At 59.9% G+C, this 17,391-nt stretch carries 14 protein-coding genes and 1 pseudogene; 6 read left to right on the top strand and 9 right to left on the bottom strand.

The features are described 5' to 3' along the window. Positions 1 to 319 precede the first annotated feature (319 nt). The 4 genes from ycaC to F8N21_RS24025 form a co-directional block, all read right to left on the bottom strand. Positions 320 to 946 carry an isochorismate family cysteine hydrolase YcaC gene (gene ycaC, locus F8N21_RS24040; RefSeq protein WP_150644494.1) on the bottom strand — a complete coding sequence of 209 codons (627 nt, stop codon included), beginning with the start codon at positions 944 to 946 and terminating at the stop codon, positions 320 to 322. A gap of 67 nt (positions 947 to 1,013) precedes the next feature. Next, the gene (locus F8N21_RS24035; RefSeq protein ID WP_150644493.1) at positions 1,014 to 2,852 is read right to left on the bottom strand and encodes an amidohydrolase; all 1,839 of its coding nucleotides are present in this window, start codon (positions 2,850 to 2,852) and stop codon (positions 1,014 to 1,016) included. Continuing rightward, positions 2,849 to 3,484, bottom strand: coding sequence for an antibiotic biosynthesis monooxygenase (locus tag F8N21_RS24030; protein ID WP_150644492.1), 636 nt, complete (start codon positions 3,482 to 3,484; stop codon positions 2,849 to 2,851). Before F8N21_RS24030 ends, F8N21_RS24035 begins: the two co-directional genes overlap by 4 nt. Positions 3,485 to 3,644: 160 nt before the next feature. Further along, positions 3,645 to 4,568 carry a LysR family transcriptional regulator gene (locus F8N21_RS24025; RefSeq protein ID WP_150644491.1) on the bottom strand — a complete coding sequence of 308 codons (924 nt, stop codon included), beginning with the start codon at positions 4,566 to 4,568 and terminating at the stop codon, positions 3,645 to 3,647. 294 nt (positions 4,569 to 4,862) lie between these two features. Here F8N21_RS24025 and F8N21_RS24020 point away from each other — a divergent pair, with 294 nt between their 5' ends. After that, entirely contained in the window at positions 4,863 to 5,327 is a 465-nt protein-coding gene (locus tag F8N21_RS24020) for a helix-turn-helix domain-containing protein (RefSeq protein ID WP_150644490.1), read from the top strand. A 33-nt stretch (positions 5,328 to 5,360) separates the two neighbouring features. Here F8N21_RS24020 and F8N21_RS24015 read toward each other — a convergent pair whose 3' ends face one another. Together F8N21_RS24015 and F8N21_RS24010 are read right to left on the bottom strand one after the other, a co-directional pair. Continuing rightward, complete coding sequence (locus tag F8N21_RS24015) at positions 5,361 to 6,185, bottom strand: alpha/beta fold hydrolase (protein ID WP_150644489.1); 825 nt, start codon at positions 6,183 to 6,185, stop codon at positions 5,361 to 5,363. Positions 6,186 to 6,227: 42 nt separating this feature from the next. Further along, complete coding sequence (locus tag F8N21_RS24010; protein ID WP_150644488.1) at positions 6,228 to 6,803, bottom strand: flavodoxin family protein; 576 nt, start codon at positions 6,801 to 6,803, stop codon at positions 6,228 to 6,230. 331 nt (positions 6,804 to 7,134) lie between these two features. On the opposite strand from F8N21_RS24010, the gene F8N21_RS24005 reads away from it, so the two are divergent. Beyond that, positions 7,135 to 9,939, top strand: coding sequence for an ATP-binding protein (locus tag F8N21_RS24005; RefSeq protein ID WP_150644487.1), 2,805 nt, complete (start codon positions 7,135 to 7,137; stop codon positions 9,937 to 9,939). Here the strand turns inward: F8N21_RS24005 and F8N21_RS24000 are convergent. Then, positions 9,904 to 11,382: an ATP-binding protein gene (locus tag F8N21_RS24000; RefSeq protein ID WP_150644486.1), complete on the bottom strand. Its 1,479-nt coding sequence runs from the start codon at positions 11,380 to 11,382 to the stop codon at positions 9,904 to 9,906. The two genes, F8N21_RS24005 and F8N21_RS24000, sit on opposite strands and share 36 nt — an antisense overlap. A 183-nt stretch (positions 11,383 to 11,565) precedes the next feature. Continuing rightward, complete coding sequence (locus F8N21_RS23995; protein WP_150644485.1) at positions 11,566 to 12,516, bottom strand: GlxA family transcriptional regulator; 951 nt, start codon at positions 12,514 to 12,516, stop codon at positions 11,566 to 11,568. Between the two features lie 212 nt (positions 12,517 to 12,728). Here F8N21_RS23995 and F8N21_RS23990 point away from each other — a divergent pair, with 212 nt between their 5' ends. The 4 genes and pseudogenes from F8N21_RS23990 to F8N21_RS23970 all read left to right on the top strand — a co-directional run bounded on the left by F8N21_RS23990 (position 12,729) and on the right by F8N21_RS23970 (position 17,196). Continuing rightward, positions 12,729 to 13,451, top strand: a complete 723-nt coding sequence (locus tag F8N21_RS23990; RefSeq protein WP_150644484.1) for a pirin family protein — start codon at positions 12,729 to 12,731, stop codon at positions 13,449 to 13,451. Between the two features lie 912 nt (positions 13,452 to 14,363). Continuing rightward, positions 14,364 to 15,308, top strand: coding sequence for a chromate resistance protein ChrB domain-containing protein (locus tag F8N21_RS23980; RefSeq protein ID WP_150644482.1), 945 nt, complete (start codon positions 14,364 to 14,366; stop codon positions 15,306 to 15,308). Continuing rightward, positions 15,301 to 16,660: pseudogene (gene chrA, locus F8N21_RS31310) on the top strand (chromate efflux transporter). The gene F8N21_RS23980 and the pseudogene chrA overlap by 8 nt, the downstream one beginning before the upstream one ends. Positions 16,661 to 16,743: 83 nt before the next feature. Next, positions 16,744 to 17,196, top strand: a complete 453-nt coding sequence (locus tag F8N21_RS23970) for a chromate resistance protein ChrB domain-containing protein (protein WP_150644481.1) — start codon at positions 16,744 to 16,746, stop codon at positions 17,194 to 17,196. Between the two features lie 48 nt (positions 17,197 to 17,244). Here F8N21_RS23970 and F8N21_RS23965 read toward each other — a convergent pair whose 3' ends face one another. Beyond that, the gene (locus tag F8N21_RS23965) at positions 17,245 to 17,337 is read right to left on the bottom strand and encodes a YHYH domain-containing protein (protein ID WP_224788276.1); all 93 of its coding nucleotides are present in this window, start codon (positions 17,335 to 17,337) and stop codon (positions 17,245 to 17,247) included. Positions 17,338 to 17,391 lie beyond the last annotated feature (54 nt).

The following is a 17,391-nucleotide window of genomic DNA, read 5'->3' as shown; positions in this document are numbered from 1 at the left end:
GCCCCCTGCGCAACGCCTGCGTTCGGCCTCTGGGAAAGGGGCGGCAGATCTGAAGCCAAAGCAACAGCAACGACAGAAGCCACGGCAAGATCAAAAGATCGCAGCCTCGCTTCGCTCGACAGCTCCTACAGGTACAGGGGGAACACGGCGATTGAAGAACAGGCCGGCCGGTAGGCCGCCTCGCTTTGGCTTTTGCGGTGCACGCCCCCTCGAGAGACTTCGTTCCGGTTCTGCGCAGTGGGCAACCCGGCATGGATGCCGGGTTAGCCGCCCTGCGCACAATGGCGGGCATTCATTCGAATCAGCGTTGTGGCGGGACTTACTTGGCCGTCAGCACCGAGTAACTGTTCATCAGGTTGCGATAGTTCGGAATGCGCGGCGACAGCAGGTTCGCCAGGCCTTCCATGTCGTTGCGCCAGTCGCCTTGCAGCTCGCACGCCACCGAGAACCAGTTCACCAGTTGCGCACCGGCCGCCGCCATGCGTGCCCAGGCAGCCTGTTGCACAGTTTCGTTGAAGGTGCCAGAGGCGTCGGTGACCACGAATACTTCAAAGCCTTCGGCCAGCGCCGACAAGGTCGGGAACGTCACGCAAACGTCGGTCACCACACCGGCGATGATCAACTGCTTGCGGCCGGTGGCCTTCACCGCCTTGACGAAATCTTCGTTGTCCCAGGCATTGATCTGGCCGGGACGCGGAATGTACGGCGCGTCCGGGAACTGCTCTTTCAACTCAGGCACCATCGGGCCGTTCGGGCCGTTTTCGAAGCTGGTGGTGAGGATGGTCGGCAGTTTGAAGAACTTGGCCACGTCGCCCAGGGCCAGCACGTTGTTCTTGAATTCGTTGGGCGAGAAATCCTGGACCAGCGAGATCAGGCCAGTCTGATGGTCAACCAGCAATACAACGGCGTCATCTTTGTTCAGACGTTTGTACGGAACGTTGCTCATGTGAAACTCCTCGGTAGTTGGATGGTGCTTATGACACCGGCACGCTTGGCCGGCGCCTTTTCGATCGTCAGAAGGCAAAACACGAGCAGCCAAAGGCGCCCCAGAAACCGGCGAAATCGCTGACCGGCGCATTCGACAGGCGCGCCCGCTCATGGCTATGGGAATGCACCGCGCACGGCCCGCTGCAATGGTGAACCTGAGCCTGCATCGGCGAAGCCGGACGCCAGTGGCCCGGCACCTTGACCACCGGCGACCAGTCCGGCAGCACCGGCACACTGGGGGGCCCAAGTTTTTCGAAGTCACCGGCGGCGTACACCACCTTGCCGCCGACCACAGTCAGCACCGACTCGATCCACTTGATGGCCTCTTCTTCGACGCTGAAAAAGTCTGCGGTCAGAGCCACGACGTCCGCCAGTTGGCCGACCTTGATCATGCCTTTCTTGCCCTGTTCAGATGAGAACCAGGCACTGCCGTGGGTGAACAGCTCCAGCGCGGTCTGCCGGGACAGGCCTTCGGCGTGCAGCTCCAGACCGCCAACGGTACGGCCGCTGACCATCCAGTACAGCGAGGTCCATGGATTGTAGCTGGACACCCGCGTCGCGTCGGTGCCGGCGCCGACCGGTACACCTTCGGCCAACATGCGCTTGATCGGCGGCGTCGCTTCGGCCGCCTTGGCACCGTAGCGCTCGACGAAGTACTCGCCCTGGAACGCCATGCGATCCTGAATCGCAATGCCACCGCCCAACGCCCTCACCCGCTCGATGTTCTGCGGAGTGATGGTTTCGGCGTGGTCGAAAAACCACGGCAAACCATTGAACGGGATGTCTCGATTAACCTTCTCGAACACGTCGAGCATGCGGCTGATGGATTCGTTGTACGTCGCGTGCAAACGAAACGGCCAGCGCTGCTCGACGAGGTGGCGGACCACCGGTTCCAGTTCGTCTTCCATGGTTTGCGGCAGGTCCGGGCGAGGCTCGAGGAAGTCTTCGAAATCCGCTGCCGAGAACACCAGCATTTCACCGGCGCCGTTGTGTCGCAGGTAATCGTCGCCCTGGTGCAGGGCGACGCTACTGGTCCAGTTCTTGAAGTCGGTCAGCTCTTCCTTCGGCTTCTGGGTGAACAGGTTATAAGCAATGCGAATCGTCAGTTGCTGGTCCTTGGCCAACTGCTCGATGACTTGGTAATCGTCCGGATAATTCTGGAAACCACCGCCGGCGTCGATGGCGCTGGTCAGGCCGAGACGGTTGAGTTCGCGCATGAACTGGCGGGTCGAGTTGACCTGATACTCCAGCGGCAGCTTCGGCCCTTTGGCCAGGGTCGAGTAGAGAATCATCGCGTTGGGACGCGCCACCAGCATGCCGGTCGGATCGCCATTGGCGTCGCGCACAATCTCGCCCCCCGGCGGGTTCGGCGTGTTGCGCGTGTAACCGACAACCCGCAACGCGGCGCGGTTGAGCAAGGCGCGGTCGTACAAGTGCAGAACGAACACCGGCGTATCCGGCGCAGCCTGGTTGAGTTCATCAATCGTCGGCATGCGCTTTTCGGCGAACTGGAATTCGTTCCAGCCACCGACCACCCGCACCCATTGCGGCGTTGGCGTGCGATCGGCCTGGTCCTTGAGCATGCGCAAGGCATCGGCCAGGGACGGCACGCCTTCCCAGCGCAGTTCGAGGTTGTAGTTCAAGCCGCCACGAATCAGGTGCAAGTGCGAGTCGTTGAGCCCGGGGATGACACAGCGGCCCTTGAGGTCAATGACCTGGGTGCCCGAACCGCGCAGGACCATGGCTTCGGCATCGGTGCCAACCGCGACGAAGCGACCATCGGTGATCGCCACTGCACTGGCGAGGGGTTTTTCACGGTCTACGGTATGAAATCGGCCATTGAACAGAATCAGATCGGCGTTCATCGCGTTTCCTCAGGCAGAGTGGAGTGGGGCTGTCCGGCTTCCAGCCACGGCGCGAACAGGCGCGTCGCCTTGGGCATGAACAGGTACACCACCGAAACCACGATGGTCACGGTGATCAGAAAAGTGGCGACCACGTAATTGGACACAAAGGCGTTGAGCTTGAGCAGCGGGCCCCAGATCAGCGGCACCAGCAAGGTATGCGGCAGGATCACCAGCAACGTCACCACGGCCTGCTTCCAGCGCGGCGGTGGCGAAACGGAATCGGCCTGCGGTGCGAACCAGAATTCCTTGACCGGATTAACCTCGGTCTGGTCCCCATCCGCCAGCATCGGCGCGGCTTCGTTGATCAGCTCCAGCCGTTGCGGCGAATCGAGCCAGCGCTGCATCGCCTCGGTGGAGCAGAAACGCAGCACGCAGGTGAACATGTCCAGGCCGGCGTTCTTGCCGCGAATCACATCCACCCCCAAATGCCCCTCGCTCTGCCCGGCAATACTGACAATCCGCCGCAGCCAGGCTTCATAGGGCACTTCAAAACCGGCCTTGACCCGGTGTTTGACTACCAGGGTCACGACTTCTTCGAAGCCCCGCACCGGGCGGGTGGTTGCAGGGTCGGGGCGATTGGAATCAGGCATAACGGAAGGCTCCGGCGAAACGGAAATTAAGCCGATAATGCCGGTGTGGGGGAGGGAAAAATTGAACGTATGTGCTCTCTTTACGAGCGTACTTGAGCCCAACACTTTCCTGTGGCGAGCTCCCTCGCCACAAAAGCGGCATCTGGCAGAAGTTTTTTCCCTACGGAGCCGGAATATTCAGAGGCTCAGACATGAACTGACTGATCCGCGACCGCAACCATCGCTCCGCCGGATCATTATCATGCCCCCCGCTCCAGGCCATCGACAACTGCGCCTCATCAATGGGAAACGGCGGATCTTCGGCTCTCAAGGCACAGCCTTCGACCAGCGCGCAGGCGGCGTAGTCGGGAACGGTGGCGATCATTTCAGTCCCGACGAGCAATGCCCGCAACCCATTGAACTGCGGCACCCCCAACACCACCCGCCGGGTGCGACCAATCCTGGCCAGATCAAGATCAATGTTGCCGCTCAAATCCCCCGAAAACGACACCATCGCATGAGGCCGCTCACAGTATTCATCCAGCGTCAGCTCACCAGGCCGGTTGTCACCGCGCAGCACTTTGCAGGCAATATCGCGCAGCTTCTTGCGCTTGGCATTGGCCGGCAGTTCGGTGGTGTAACTGACCCCGACTGAAATCTCTCCGGACGCCAACAACGCCGGCATCAGCAGGTAATTGGCCCGGCGCACCACCACAATGATCCCCGGCGCCTCCTCCTGCAGTTGGCTCAACAGCGGAGGAAACAAGCCAAACTCGGCGTCGTCCGACAGGCCAATGCGAAACACATCACAACTGGTAGCCGGATCAAACTCCTTGGCCCGGCTGACCGCCCCGCAGATGGTGTCCATCGCCGGTTGCAGCTCCTTGAGAATCGCCAGCGCCCGCGCCGTCGGCTCCATGCCGCGACCGTTGCGCAGCAGCAACGGATCGTCGAACAGATCACGCAACCGCCCCAACGCTGCGCTCACGGCCGGCTGACCCATGAAGAGTTTTTCGGCGACCCGGGTCAGGTTCTTTTCGAACATCAGCGCCTCGAAAATCACCAGCAGGTTCATGTCGACGCGACGCAGATCGTTACGGTTCATAGGCACAGTCTCATTGTGTTTTCAGCCAGACACGGCTACCAAAATTTACTCGATCTTCGGCACTTTGGCCCCCCGATCTTACCCTGCCCAGCCCGCTCGTAATTGCAGCGATGTGCTGAGTTGGCGCAGTTTTTCGCCCGCCGTTAACAAGAGGAATTAACAACGTTTAACTCGCAAGCCAAAGCCCTGCGACCAAGAATGAAGCCCTCTGCGCATACCTGTTTTTCCAAAAAGGGATGGTGCTGACCCACCGTGCAGTGCGCCAGCGCATTCCCACCGACACGGACATTTGTCATGGCCCACGTTCAGCCCAACGCCGCCCGCGCGTCAGCCACGCAAACGCGAAAAGCCACCACTGGCGGCCTCACTCCCTGGCGGGAAAGCCTGGTCAAGCAATTGATCCTCGACCGCCTCAGCGAACCCCTGGAAGTCACCGAACTGGCCCGGGCCTGCGCGCTGTCCCGCAGTCATTTCTCCCGCACCTTCAAGTGCAGCACCGGGCTGTCACCCCAGGACTGGATTCGTTGCCAGCGCATCGCCCGAGCCAAGCAACTGATCCAGAATACCGACCTGACCCTGACGCAAATCAGTCTGGAATGCGGCTTCTGCGATCAGGCGCACTTCTGCCACATTTTCACCCGCAGCGAAGGCATCACGCCTTTCGCCTGGCGCTGTCAGGCAGTGCGTGCTCTGCCCTCTCTCAACAGCAAAAGATCGCAGCCTTCGGCAGCTCCTACGGGTGTACACATATCCGTGTAGGAGCTGGCGCAGCCTGCGATCTTTTGTTTTTGATCAGCCCTTGAGGAACGCCAGCAGATCTTCGTTGAGCTGATCCTTGTGGGTATCGGTCAGACCGTGGGGAGCACCCGGGTAGACCTTCAATGTGGAGCCCTTGACCAGTTTCGCCGCAGCGATGCCGGAGGCTTCGATCGGCACGATCTGGTCAGCGTCGCCATGCACCACCAGGGTCGGCACGTCGAACTTTTTCAGGTCTTCGGTGAAGTCGGTTTCGGAGAACGCCTTGATGCAGTCATAGGCGCTCTTGTGGCCGGCGGTCATGCCCTGCATCCAGAACCAGTCGATCATGCCCTGAGAAGGCTTGGCGTCAGGCTTGTTGAAGCCAAAGAACGGCCCGCTGGCGACGTCTTTGTACAGCTGCGAACGGTCCGCCAGGGACGCCTGACGCAGACCGTCGAACACCTCCATCGGCAGGCCGCCTGGATTGGCTTCGGTCTTGAGCATCAGCGGCGGAACCGCGGAAATCAGCCCGGCCTTGGCTACCCGCCCGCTGCCGTGTCGACCGATGTAGCGCGCCACTTCGCCGCCGCCGGTGGAGAAACCGAACAGCACCGCGTTTTGCAGATCCAGCAGCTCGATCAACTGCGCGAGGTCGTCGGCGTAAGTGTCCATTTCATTGCCGAACCAGGGCTGGCTGGAGCGGCCGTGACCACGGCGGTCATGGGCGATGACCCGGTAGCCCTTGGACGCCAGGAAAATCATCTGCGATTCCCAGCTGTCGGCATTCAACGGCCAACCGTGGCTGAAGACGATGGGCTGGCCAGTACCCCAGTCCTTGTAGTAAATCTCGGTACCGTCGCGGGTGGTGAATGTGCTCATTGCTATTGCTCCTTGACTAAGGGGTCGGGGTGTAGGGGTGAATCAAACCGATGGATAGCTCATTCGTTCGGCCAGGCGCGCTACCCGCTCGCCCAGGTGCGCGGCGGTGCAGCGATCTTCGGGAGGTGGCGCATGGTCCGGGGACTGTTCGACATTCGACTGAGCCATGGCTCCCATGGAACTGCCCAGGCGATTCAATTGCCCATCGAACACGCCAGCGCTGGAGCGCGCCGGCCGCAGGTCGAGGCCGACCCAGATCATCGAGTGCTGAGCGGCGAACACCGCCATCTGCAGCAAGGTATTGAGCTTGTCGCCGCACAGGCATCCGGAATTGGTGAACCCGGCGGCCAATTTGTCGCGCCAGGGCTGGGCCAAATAGAACGATGCAGTAGCCTCCATGAAGCCTTTGAACGGCGCCGAGGCGCTGCCCATGTAGGTCGGGGCGCCGAAGATGATCGCGTCGGCGCGGTGCAAGCAGTCCCAGTGCTCATCCACTTCCTCGACCGGAACCAGCCGGCAGGTACTGCCAAGGTGTCGTTCCACGCCTTGGGCTACGGCTTCGGCCATGACCCGGGTGTGCCCGTAGCCACTGTGATAGACCACCACCACGTTGCTCATTCCGGCATCCTCCAGAAGTGTTCATCCTTTTTGCTGCACGAAGCACAAAGGTCGGTGCCTTCGATTGATGGACTTGAAGTAGCGGATTTTTGGGCGTAAATCGGACGCAGGACGAGTTAAACGTTGTTAATTTTCAACGGTGCACCGAAGACCCGACTCACCCCTTTGCCGCCGCCGCGCCCAGTAAATACGGAGCTTGCGAACGGTACCGGCAACGCTGCAACCGATGCGCACACTCGATAGTCGCCGGCCACCGCGTTGCGCTGACGAAAAAATCTGAGGAATATGCTCGGATACCGCGTGATAGACGGATGCAAGCAGGAGTGACCCGTTGATCCTATCCCCCGAACAGGCTGTGCATTTCGGCCCTTACCGGATCTACCCCGGACAACGTCTGGTGCTGGAGGCCGACCAGCCCCTGCGTCTGGGTCGGCGCGCCATGGACATTCTGTTGATCCTGCTGGAGCACGCCGGGAATGTGGTCAGCAAGCAGCAATTGATCGCTGGGGTGTGGCCCAAAAGCGTGGTGGAAGACATCAACCTGCGAGTGCACATGGCGGCGCTGCGCAAAGCCCTCGGCGACGGTCAGGCCGGCCAGCGCTACATCGTCACCGTGGCCCAGCGTGGTTACAGCTTTGTCGCGCCGTACTCCCTGGAACACTTCGAGCAACGTCCCGCGAGCGACGGGCACGGGCCGAGCGGCCATAACCTGCCCATTCGTCGGACTCGCATGATTGGTCGCCAGGCCTTGGTCGACGGTCTTGTGGCGCAGCTGCCACACCAGCGCTTCATCACCCTCGTCGGCCCTGGCGGTATCGGCAAGACCACCGTGGCGCTGCGCGTCGCCGAACAACTGATCGGTCGCTACCGGGACGGCATTCGCCTGCTGGACCTGGCCCCGATCAACGACCCTTTGATGATCACCACCCACCTGGCGACGCTGCTCGACCTGCCATTGCACGATGGCGAACCGATGAGCCGTCTCGCGACCTTCCTGCGCGAGCGGCAGATGCTGCTGGTCATCGACAATTGCGAACACCTGATCGACGCCATTGCGTTGCTCAGCGAAAGCATCCTTCGCGGCGCGCCCAATGTGCACATTCTGGCCACCAGCCGCGAGAGCCTGCGGGCCGAAGGCGAATTCGTTCAACGCCTGGAGTCTCTGGACTGCCCTCCGCCCATCGCCGTGCTGGACCGCACCCAAGCCTTGACCTTTTCGGCTCTGCAATTGTTCGTCGAACGGGCGATGGCCAGTCATGACAGTTTCGAACTGACCGATGACGAGCTGCCTCTGGCGATCGAGATTTGCCGCCGTCTGGACGGCATTCCTTTAGCGATCGAACTGGCCTCGGCGCAAGTGAGCAGCCTTGGCCTGAGTGGATTGCTGACGCAACTGCAAGGTAGTTTTCGTCTGCTCACCCAGGGCTGCCAGACGACCCTGGGCCGGCATCAGACCCTGCGCGCAACACTCGACTGGAGTTTCGAGCTGCTGAGTGCCTGCGAACAGACCTGCCTGCGCCGATTGGGTGTGTTCAGGGGAGGTTTCACGCTGGAATCGGCGGCCGCAGTGATTGTCGGCGAACACGTCGAACCCCACGAGGTGTTTGCCTCGATCACGCAACTGGTGGCCAAGTCACTGCTGAACGTGGAGGTAGGCGACGAAGAGGTGTTCTACCGCCTGCTCGACACCACACGTGGCTATGCATTGGAAAAACTCGATCAGGCCCAAGAGCTGCCGGATACCCGAGAGCGCCACGCCGAACGCTGCCTGGCCTTGATGCATCAGGCGCAGAGCGACTGGGAACACACCCCGAGCGAGCGCTGGACCGAGCGTTACGCCCGCAGCCTGGAAGACATTCGTGCGGCGCTCGATTGGGGCTTGAATGCTCAAGGGCCGCAGGCCTTGGCAATCCGCCTCGCTGCGACCTCGGCACCGCTCTGGCAAGAGCTGTCGCTGCTCAAGGAACACGGCATGTACGTGCGCAAAGCCCTGGCGTTGCTCGAAGCGACGCACCAGCCCTGCCTGCGTTTGACCATGACCCTCAAGCTCGCCCTCGGCAGTTCCTGCTACCACACCCTGGGCAGTAGCGCCGAAGCCGTCGAAGCGTTCGTCAGCGCCAAACGCCTGGCCGAACACTGCAACGATGTGGCCGGTCAGCTCAAAGCGATTTCCGGGCACTTGGCGGTTGATCTTAGTTGCGGCCACTACCAACTGGCCCTGGAGCAGAGCCGACAATTCGAGCGGTTGGGGCTGCACGGCGACGCGGTGTTGTCCCTGAGTACCCGACGCTTGCGGGTTCTGGCTCTGCACTTTGCCGGAGATCAGGCACTGGCGCGGGAGAATGTCGAACAGGTCATTCAATGCCTGGCCCAGAATGGTCACCTCAACCGCTTCAGCTACTGCTTTGGCGTGCATTACGATCAGAGCGTCGCGGCCCTGACGATTCTGGCGCGCACTCTCTGGTTGCAAGGGCACCCGGAAAAAGCCTGGCGCACCGCGCGACAGGCGCTCGACATCGCGATGCAGATCAATCATGGCACGTCCATCTGCTACACCCTGGCGCTGTCCGGTTGTCTGATCGCCCACTACAACGGCGACACCCCGGTCGCCCGCGAGCTCCTGAGTCTGCTGCTTGAGCAGGCGCAGAAACACTCGGTGCTGTTGTTCTACACCTGGGCCAAACATTATGCGCAGGTGATCGAGGGTGCCGATGCGCCCTCGTCGCCGCGACCGGACAGCGGATTGATCAAGGAAATAATGGTCACTCTGGACAGCCGTTTCATCGATGACACGTTGCTGGAACGGGCCGAAAATGGCGCGGCTGGCTGGAGCACCGCGGAAATTCTGCGGGCCCGGGCCGACGCGTTGCTGGCAGAGGATTGCCCGACCAGGGTCAGCGCGGCCGAGGCGGTGCTGCTCAAGGCTTTAGCCGTGGCAAAAACCCAGGGAGCGCTGGCCTGGGAACTGCGCAGCGCCACGTCACTGGCCCAGCTATGGCAGCGTCAGGGTCTGTTCCGGCAGGCCCATGAGTTGCTGGCGCCGATTTACCAGCGTTTCACCGAAGGCTTTGCCACACCGGATCTGACGAAAGTCCGTCGGTTACTCGACGAGTTGCAGCGACATATGCCCGTTTGAGGTCCAGCGGCCCCGACTGATGTAGCGGCTGTAACGCAGTTCAAAGGTGCGCAAGTGACCGCTGTGCTCGAGTTTGTCCAGGGCGTAGGTGCGCGTGGTGTTGAGAAAGCGGTAACGGGTCACGCCGCTGCCCTGCTCCACTGACAGTAGCGATTTGCTCGCCAGCCGTTCCACGATTTCAACCAGGCAGGTGGACCGCAGCACCGCGCAACTGATCACGCCAATCGCCGCGTCCAGGGTGAACGCCATTTTGAACACCGCCAGCCGCTGCAGCACGGTTTGCTCCAAAAGGCTCAGCCGTTCATAGCTCCAGTCCAGCGCTGCTTTCAGATTCTGATGCCGTGGCACCGCGGTGCGTCGGCCTTGGCTCAACAGCTGAAAACAGTTGTCGAGTTGCGCTTGCACCCCCACCAGCGCCAGCGCATCGATCTGCGCCGCCGCCAGTTCAATGGCCAGGGGCAGTCCGTCCAGTCGCCGACAGATTTCGCGCGCCGCCTTGAGGTCCTGTTGGCGCAGGACAAACCCTTGCTGGCGGGCTCGGGCGCGGCTGACCAACAGCTGCACCGCCGAATAGCCCATGGCTTCGGCCACGCTGTACAGCGCCGAGGGCGGCGGCACTGTCAGGGCCGGTAAACGCAGCAGCGTTTCCCCCGCCGCTCGCAACGGTTCGCGACTGGTGGCGAGAATCGACAGCCGAGGCGCCGAGGCCAGCAGATCGTCCACCACTGCCCGACAACATTCGAGCAGGTGTTCGCAATTGTCGAGCACCACCAAGGCATGCCGTTGCGCCAGCGCCGCCCCGCCGACATCCAGTTCCAACGTGCGCGACAGATGATCGACGAGTTGCGATGGGTCATCGATGGTGGCCAGATCAACCATCCAGACACCGTCCCGATAGTGCTGCAACAGCAACTCGGCCACGCGCAACGCCACGGTGGTCTTGCCGATGCCGGCCGGACCGAGCAGGGTCATGAGGCGCCGAACCGGTAACTGCCGGACCACACTGCCAACGACCGAGTCGCGGCCGGTCACTGGCGTGAGCCGCGCAGGCAGATTGTGCTGAGGCTTGTGCACATTTTCGACCGGCACCGGTGTGCCTGTCCGGTCGCGTTGCACCCGGGCGATGAAGCTGTACCCGCGCTGGGGAATGTTGACGATGTAGCACTGCCCGTTCTGGCCGTCGCCGAGGGCCCGACGCAGGGCGGCAATGTGCACGCGCAGGTTGATTTCCTCGACCACCGAAGTTGGCCAGACGTGGGCGATCAGTTCGTCCTTGCTGACCACGTTGCCAGCGCGCTCGACCAGCACCTGGAGGATATCCAGTGCCCGCCCGCCCATGCGCAGCGGCCGATCACCTTCCAGAATCAGCCGTTGACGCGGGTGGAACGCATAGGGGCCGAACCGCAGCACCGCATCGCTGTTTAAATCTCTGAGGCTGTTCATACACGTTCACGTGCTGAAAACCTGGCCCGGCTCAAGGCACCACGTCCATTGCGCGAGTTCGCCCAGGCTTTCGCACCTCCATTGCTAAGAGTTCACGGGTATCTTGGCAGGCATCCATGATGGCACAACTGGCACGCAAGGAGCATTACGGCCATCGCGGTGCGCGGAACGGACAATCAGCCGTCAGCTAAACTGCTCGCGGTACTGGGTCGGGGTCAAGCCAAGCTTTTCACTGAACAGAAAACGCATGTGCCGCACGCTGCCGAAGCCACTTTTATAGGCCACGGTCTTGAGCGGCAGGTCGCTGGTTTCCAGCAGATTTCTGGCGCAGTCGATGCGCGCGCTTTGCAGAAACTCCATCGGCGTCATGTTCACTTCCCGGGCAAACACCCTGGCGAAATGACGCGCACTCATGTTCGCCAGACTGGCCATGCGCTCGATGCTGAACGCTTCGTCGAGGTGTTCGAGCACATGGTTCTGCACCCGGGTGATCGGCGTTTCCTGGGATGCCACCGCCACCATCAACGGACTGAACTGCGCCTGCCCGCCCTGGCGCTTCATCACCACCAGCAACACCTTGGCCACGTCCAGGGCGACTTTCTTGCCGTGGTCCTCGGCAACCACCGCCAGCGCCAGATCGATGCCGGCGGTGACACCCCCGGAGGTAATGAGATTACGGTCCTGCACAAAAATCTGATCGGTCTCGACGGTGGCCTTGGGGAAGCCTTTGATCAGCCGTTCGGTGTAGTGCCAGTGGGTGGTCACGCGATAGCCGTCCAGCAACCCGGCGTGCCCGAGCACGAACGCGCCGGTGCAGATCGAACCATAACGATTCGCCTGGTTGACGGCACCCTGAAGCCAGCCAAGCAGTGGTGGATGCTTTTCGTTGTAGGCCCCCGGCCCCCCCGGCACCAACAACAAGTCGTAGCGCTCGTTAGCCTGATCGATGTGCAGATCGGCCTGGACACTGACGCCGTTGGAGGCCCGCAACGCGCCATGCTCGGTGCCGATGGTCGCCAGCTCGTAACGGTCCGCCGGCTGCAGATAACGATTGGCGATGGAAAACACTTCCATGGGTCCGGCCATGTCGAGCAGGAGAAAGTCTGGGAACAGCACCATTGCCACGGTTTTCATGGATTGAATCACTGATATCAAATGAATAGAAAACTTGGCGTCAGCGCTGAACATTATGGCCAAGTGTAACGATAAGGATACATGAACCAACTGACATAACTGTCAACCTGAACGAGACAGTATTTCAATTTCCATCTACTTATTGCACTCCAAGGTAAACATTAACCTTCTCCTCACTCGGACGAAACCTCGTCCCCACAGGAGATTTCATCATGCTGACCCTTCGCAAAGCCTCTGATCGCGGCGCGGCCAATCACGGTTGGTTGAAGTCGTTCCATACCTTTTCCTTTGCCAACTACCGCAATCCGCGGGAGCAGGGTTTTTCCGACCTGCTGGTGATCAACGATGACCGCGTGGCGGCCGGTAAAGGCTTCGGCCAACACCCGCACCGGGACATGGAAATTTTCTCCTATGTGCTCGAAGGTGCCCTGGAACACAAGGACACCCTGGGCACCGGGTCGGTGATCCGTCCCGGCGACGTGCAGTTGATGAGCGCCGGCAGCGGCGTGGCCCATAGTGAATACAATCAATCGGCGACCCGGCCGGTGCACTTCCTGCAAATCTGGATCGTGCCAGACGTCAGCGGTGCCAAACCGCGTTATCAGCAAGAGCACTTCAGCACACAGAAGAAACGCGGTCGCCTGCAACTGATCATCTCCCCCGATGGAGCCAATGGTTCGCTGCGGGTGCGTCAGGATACCCGGGTCTATGCCGGCCTGATCGACGGCAAGGAAACCGCCACCCTCACACTTGCCGCCAATCGCTACGCTTATGTGCACGTGGCCCGGGGCAATGTCGAACTCAACGGCGTGCAGTTGCAGGAAGGCGATGGCGTGCGGGTTCGGGATGAGCAGGCGCTGACCTTGAGCAATGGCGTGGATGCCGAAGTGCTGGTGTTCGATCTGCGTCCTCAAGAGCTGCCGGAAATGCCATGACCGTAACTTGCCTGGGGGTCTTCGTGCCAACGGGCTTCACTCATTGGAATAAACGGGAGGCTGTGGCACTGCCACAATGTTGTGTGTTCTCAAGGACCGCGGGAAGAGCCAAAGAAAGACTTTTCTTTGGCCAAAAAAAAATGGACCTCTTGAGAGGTCCATTTTTTAATATTTGGAGCGGGAAACGAGATTCGCATCTGGCGTCCAACCAATTGAAATCAAAGGGTTTTACTTTTTCCCTAAAGCAGGAAAAGACTCAATTCTGGACTTGTTTTCAGGGTGTATCAAGAGTAAAAAAAGGAGCATTTCCAAGCCACGCTATCGAGTTCTACCTACAGCCAATCGGGGGAACAGTCATCAGGCCAACGGTATCAATGGCGCTGGATTGGCTCGGAGCTCAGACCACCACCGAAAAACCAGGTCGAGCGGCGCCTCGTTCACGCCGCAGGGCGCCTAAGCGTTTATCGGTCGCGGGCAAGTGGTTGCCAAGCCTGTTCTAAAACGTTTTCACACAACCTCGGTCTATACCGGCGCTTGGTGACAGGCAGAAATCGGCCGATTCTGTTGAAAAAGTCGGTTTTCCTAAACTGCCCGAATATTGGTCGGTGAAAACGCCTTTTTTGCACGCTGCTCCGTAAAATCCGAGCCCGAAAACCTCTGTCCAAGGTATGGATTTCAATCTCAGGCGCGTACTTTTCTGACGTGGAAACCAAGGCCGACTTTTTCAACAGAATCGGCCAAAAGCAGTCAATCCAGCCTTAAAACTCTATTGCTATTGGCGCGACTTCCCCTAATTGCATCAGCTCTCATTCATCTAGCTTCGCAAAAGTCTCTGGTACCAAAGGACGGCTTTCCAACTGCCAAAATCAAGATTAATGTAATGATCACTACATAATAAACATCTGACTCTACATGACAAATTGGCTAACTCTGATTCTCGGCTTACCCACCGCCAATGCCACCGAACGCATGCGAGCCTGGCGTGCCTTGAAAGCCAGCGGTGCGGCAGTCCTACGCGATGGTGTCTATCTGTTGCCGGACACTGATGCCTGTCGTGAAGCGCTGGCATCTGTCGAGCGCGACATCCTGTCCATCAATGGCACCGCTTATATCCTGCCCGTCGTCGACCCTGACGGTGAACGTTTTATACAACTGTTCGACCGTAGCGATGACTACAGCAAGCTACGCGCTGAGATCGAAAAATGTCGGGCACAGCTCACTGCTGAAAACGCATTGGCCACCACCAAGCAAATTCGCAAGCTGCGCAAAGCCTACGAGCAGCTGACGGCCATCGATTACTTTCTGGGCATCCCGAATAAGCAAACCGATTCGGTGTTACAGGCGCTAGAGACTGCGGTCAGTAGAGCGCTGTCTGCGGATGAGCCACATAGCCGCGACCAGCCAATAACGGCACTCAGCATTGGCGACTATCAGCGTCGTGTCTGGGCCACACGCAAGCGTCCATGGGTCGACCGTCTAGCTTGTGCCTGGTTGATCCGACGCTTCATTGACCCACAAGCTCAGATCCTCTGGCTGAACAGTCCACAGGAATGTCCCGCTGATGCGCTGGGTTTTGATTTCGATGAGGCAACTTTCAGTCATGTCGGCAACCGCGTGACCTTCGAAACCCTGCAAGCCAGCTTTGAACTTCAAGAACCCGGCCTGGGCCGCATGGCTGCTTTAGTGCACTACCTCGATATCGGGGGTACTCAGCCGGTGGAAGCTGCCGGCATCGAACGGGTGCTGGCAGGACTACGCGAAACCATTACCCATGACGACCACCTGCTGGCAGCTGCAAGCGCCATCTTCGACGGCCTGCTCGCAGAGTTTGTGAAAGAGGAACAATCCAATGAGTAAGGTTTCCATCTCGGCAGTCGAAGAGGATCTGCCGAGGCCTGAGGCGATAAGTTTGCGTGAGGCGTTTTGGTTCTGGCTGAAATTGGGCTTTATCAGCTTCGGCGGGCCAGCAGGACAGATCTCGATCATGCACCAGGAGCTGGTAGAGCGTCGGCGCTGGATTTCCGAACGGCGGTTTCTGCATGCGCTCAACTACTGCATGTTGCTGCCAGGGCCCGAGGCTCAGCAATTGGCGACCTATATCGGCTGGCTGATGCATCGAACCTGGGGTGGCGTGATAGCCGGGGTGCTTGTTTGTACTGCCCTCGCTGTTCATCCTGATTGCATTGTCGTGGCTGTATATCGCCTTTGGCGAAGTCCCCGTGGTGGCGGGACTCTTCTATGGTATCAAGCCCGCCGTAACGGCCATTGTTGTGCAGGCGGCTCATCGGATCGGCTCACGGGCTTTGAAGAGTAATTGGTTGTGGGCGATAGCGGCCGCTTCGTTCACCGCGATCTTTGCGTTCAATGTCCCGTTCCCGCTGATTGTGCTGGGTGCTGCGTTAATCGGCTATGTCGGTGGGCGCTTGGCGCCAGAGAAATTCAGGGCCGGTGGCCACAGTGCAGCCAAAAAGTCCTTTGGTTTGGCATTGATTGATGACGATACCCCGCCCCCTGAGCATGCCCGCTTTAGCTGGCTGAAACTGGCGCTGTTGGCACTCGTTGGCACCGTGTTGTGGGCTTTGCCGATGGGAATCTTGACCGCCCTCTTTGGCTGGGAAGGCACCTTGACCCAGATGGGTTGGTTTTTTACCAAGGCAGCGTTGCTGACCTTTGGCGGGGCCTATGCGGTGCTCCCGTATGTCTACCAGGGCGCGGTCGGTCACTATGGCTGGCTGACGCCGACACAGATGATCGACGGGTTGGCGCTGGGAGAAACCACGCCTGGGCCACTGATCATGGTGGTGGCTTTTGTTGGCTTTGTCGGGGCCTATGTCTCGCAAGTGTTCGGGGCTGATCATGTGTTTCTGGCCGGCGCCGTCGCCGCCTCCCTGGTGACCTGGTTCACCTTCCTGCCCTCGTTCCTGTTCATCCTCGCGGGTGGCCCGCTGGTGGAGTCGACTCATAACGAACTCAAGTTCACTGCGCCGCTGACCGGGATTACCGCGGCGGTGGTGGGGGTGATCCTCAATCTGGCGTGTTTCTTCGGTTACCACGTGTTTTGGCCGAATGGCTTCAGCGGCAGTCTCGATTGGCCCTCTGCACTGATCGCCCTTGCAGCGGCGATTGCCTTGTTCCGCTTCAAGCGGGGTGTCATTCAAGTGCTGATTGGTTGCGCGCTTGTCGGCCTGGCAGTGCATCTGCTGCGCTAGAGAGCACAAGTTGGTTAACAATCTCTGGCGGGCACTGGGCTCGCCAGATCACCCAGCCTACTGAGCTAGGCAGGAGGTGTTCCATGAGGTGGATTACCCGTGAACGACCCAAGATCGACCGCATCGCCTGTCCCCGGCTGATTACCCGCTTTATCGATCCACAGGCCGAATTTTTATACGTGCCCAGTGGTGATGTGCTACGCCTTGCGGCGGAGAAAGACGCAGCGCCCTACAACATTCCCGGCGTTGAGCTTACCCATGAGAGAGAGCTGTGCAGCTTCGACGCGTTTCTGAAGAAGTACCAGCTCAGTGAGCCCGCTTTGCAGCATCTGGCCAGGATCGTGCGCGGGGCTGATACCTCCCGCCTGGATCTGACACCGCAATCGGCTGGGTTGTACGCGATTTCGCTGGGGCTATCACAGCGCATTGCAGACGATCATGAAATGCTGGCGCACGGTCTGATCATGTATGACGCACTCTACGCTTGGTGCAAGGAGTGCCAAGGTGAATCGCATCACTGGCCTCCGCAAATGTGAAGAGGCCCGTTTGCATGGAAGCCCGGCCTAGCGTTGGGCTTTTGCATATCAGTGGCAGTGGTAATCGTTCGTTGTATGGTTGCGATGGCAACCTTTTGAATCGGTACCGCCGCTATGGGCGAAGGCAGCCACGGACGTCATCGAAAGAACCGCGGCGATCAGAAGGGCAAATAGTTTCATCAGGCTAACTCCATG

Origin of the sequence: Pseudomonas fluorescens (assembly GCF_902497895.1) — a bacterium.
GTDB lineage: Bacteria > Pseudomonadota > Gammaproteobacteria > Pseudomonadales > Pseudomonadaceae > Aquipseudomonas > Aquipseudomonas fluorescens_BP.
This window is presented reverse-complemented; position numbering and strand designations above follow the sequence as displayed.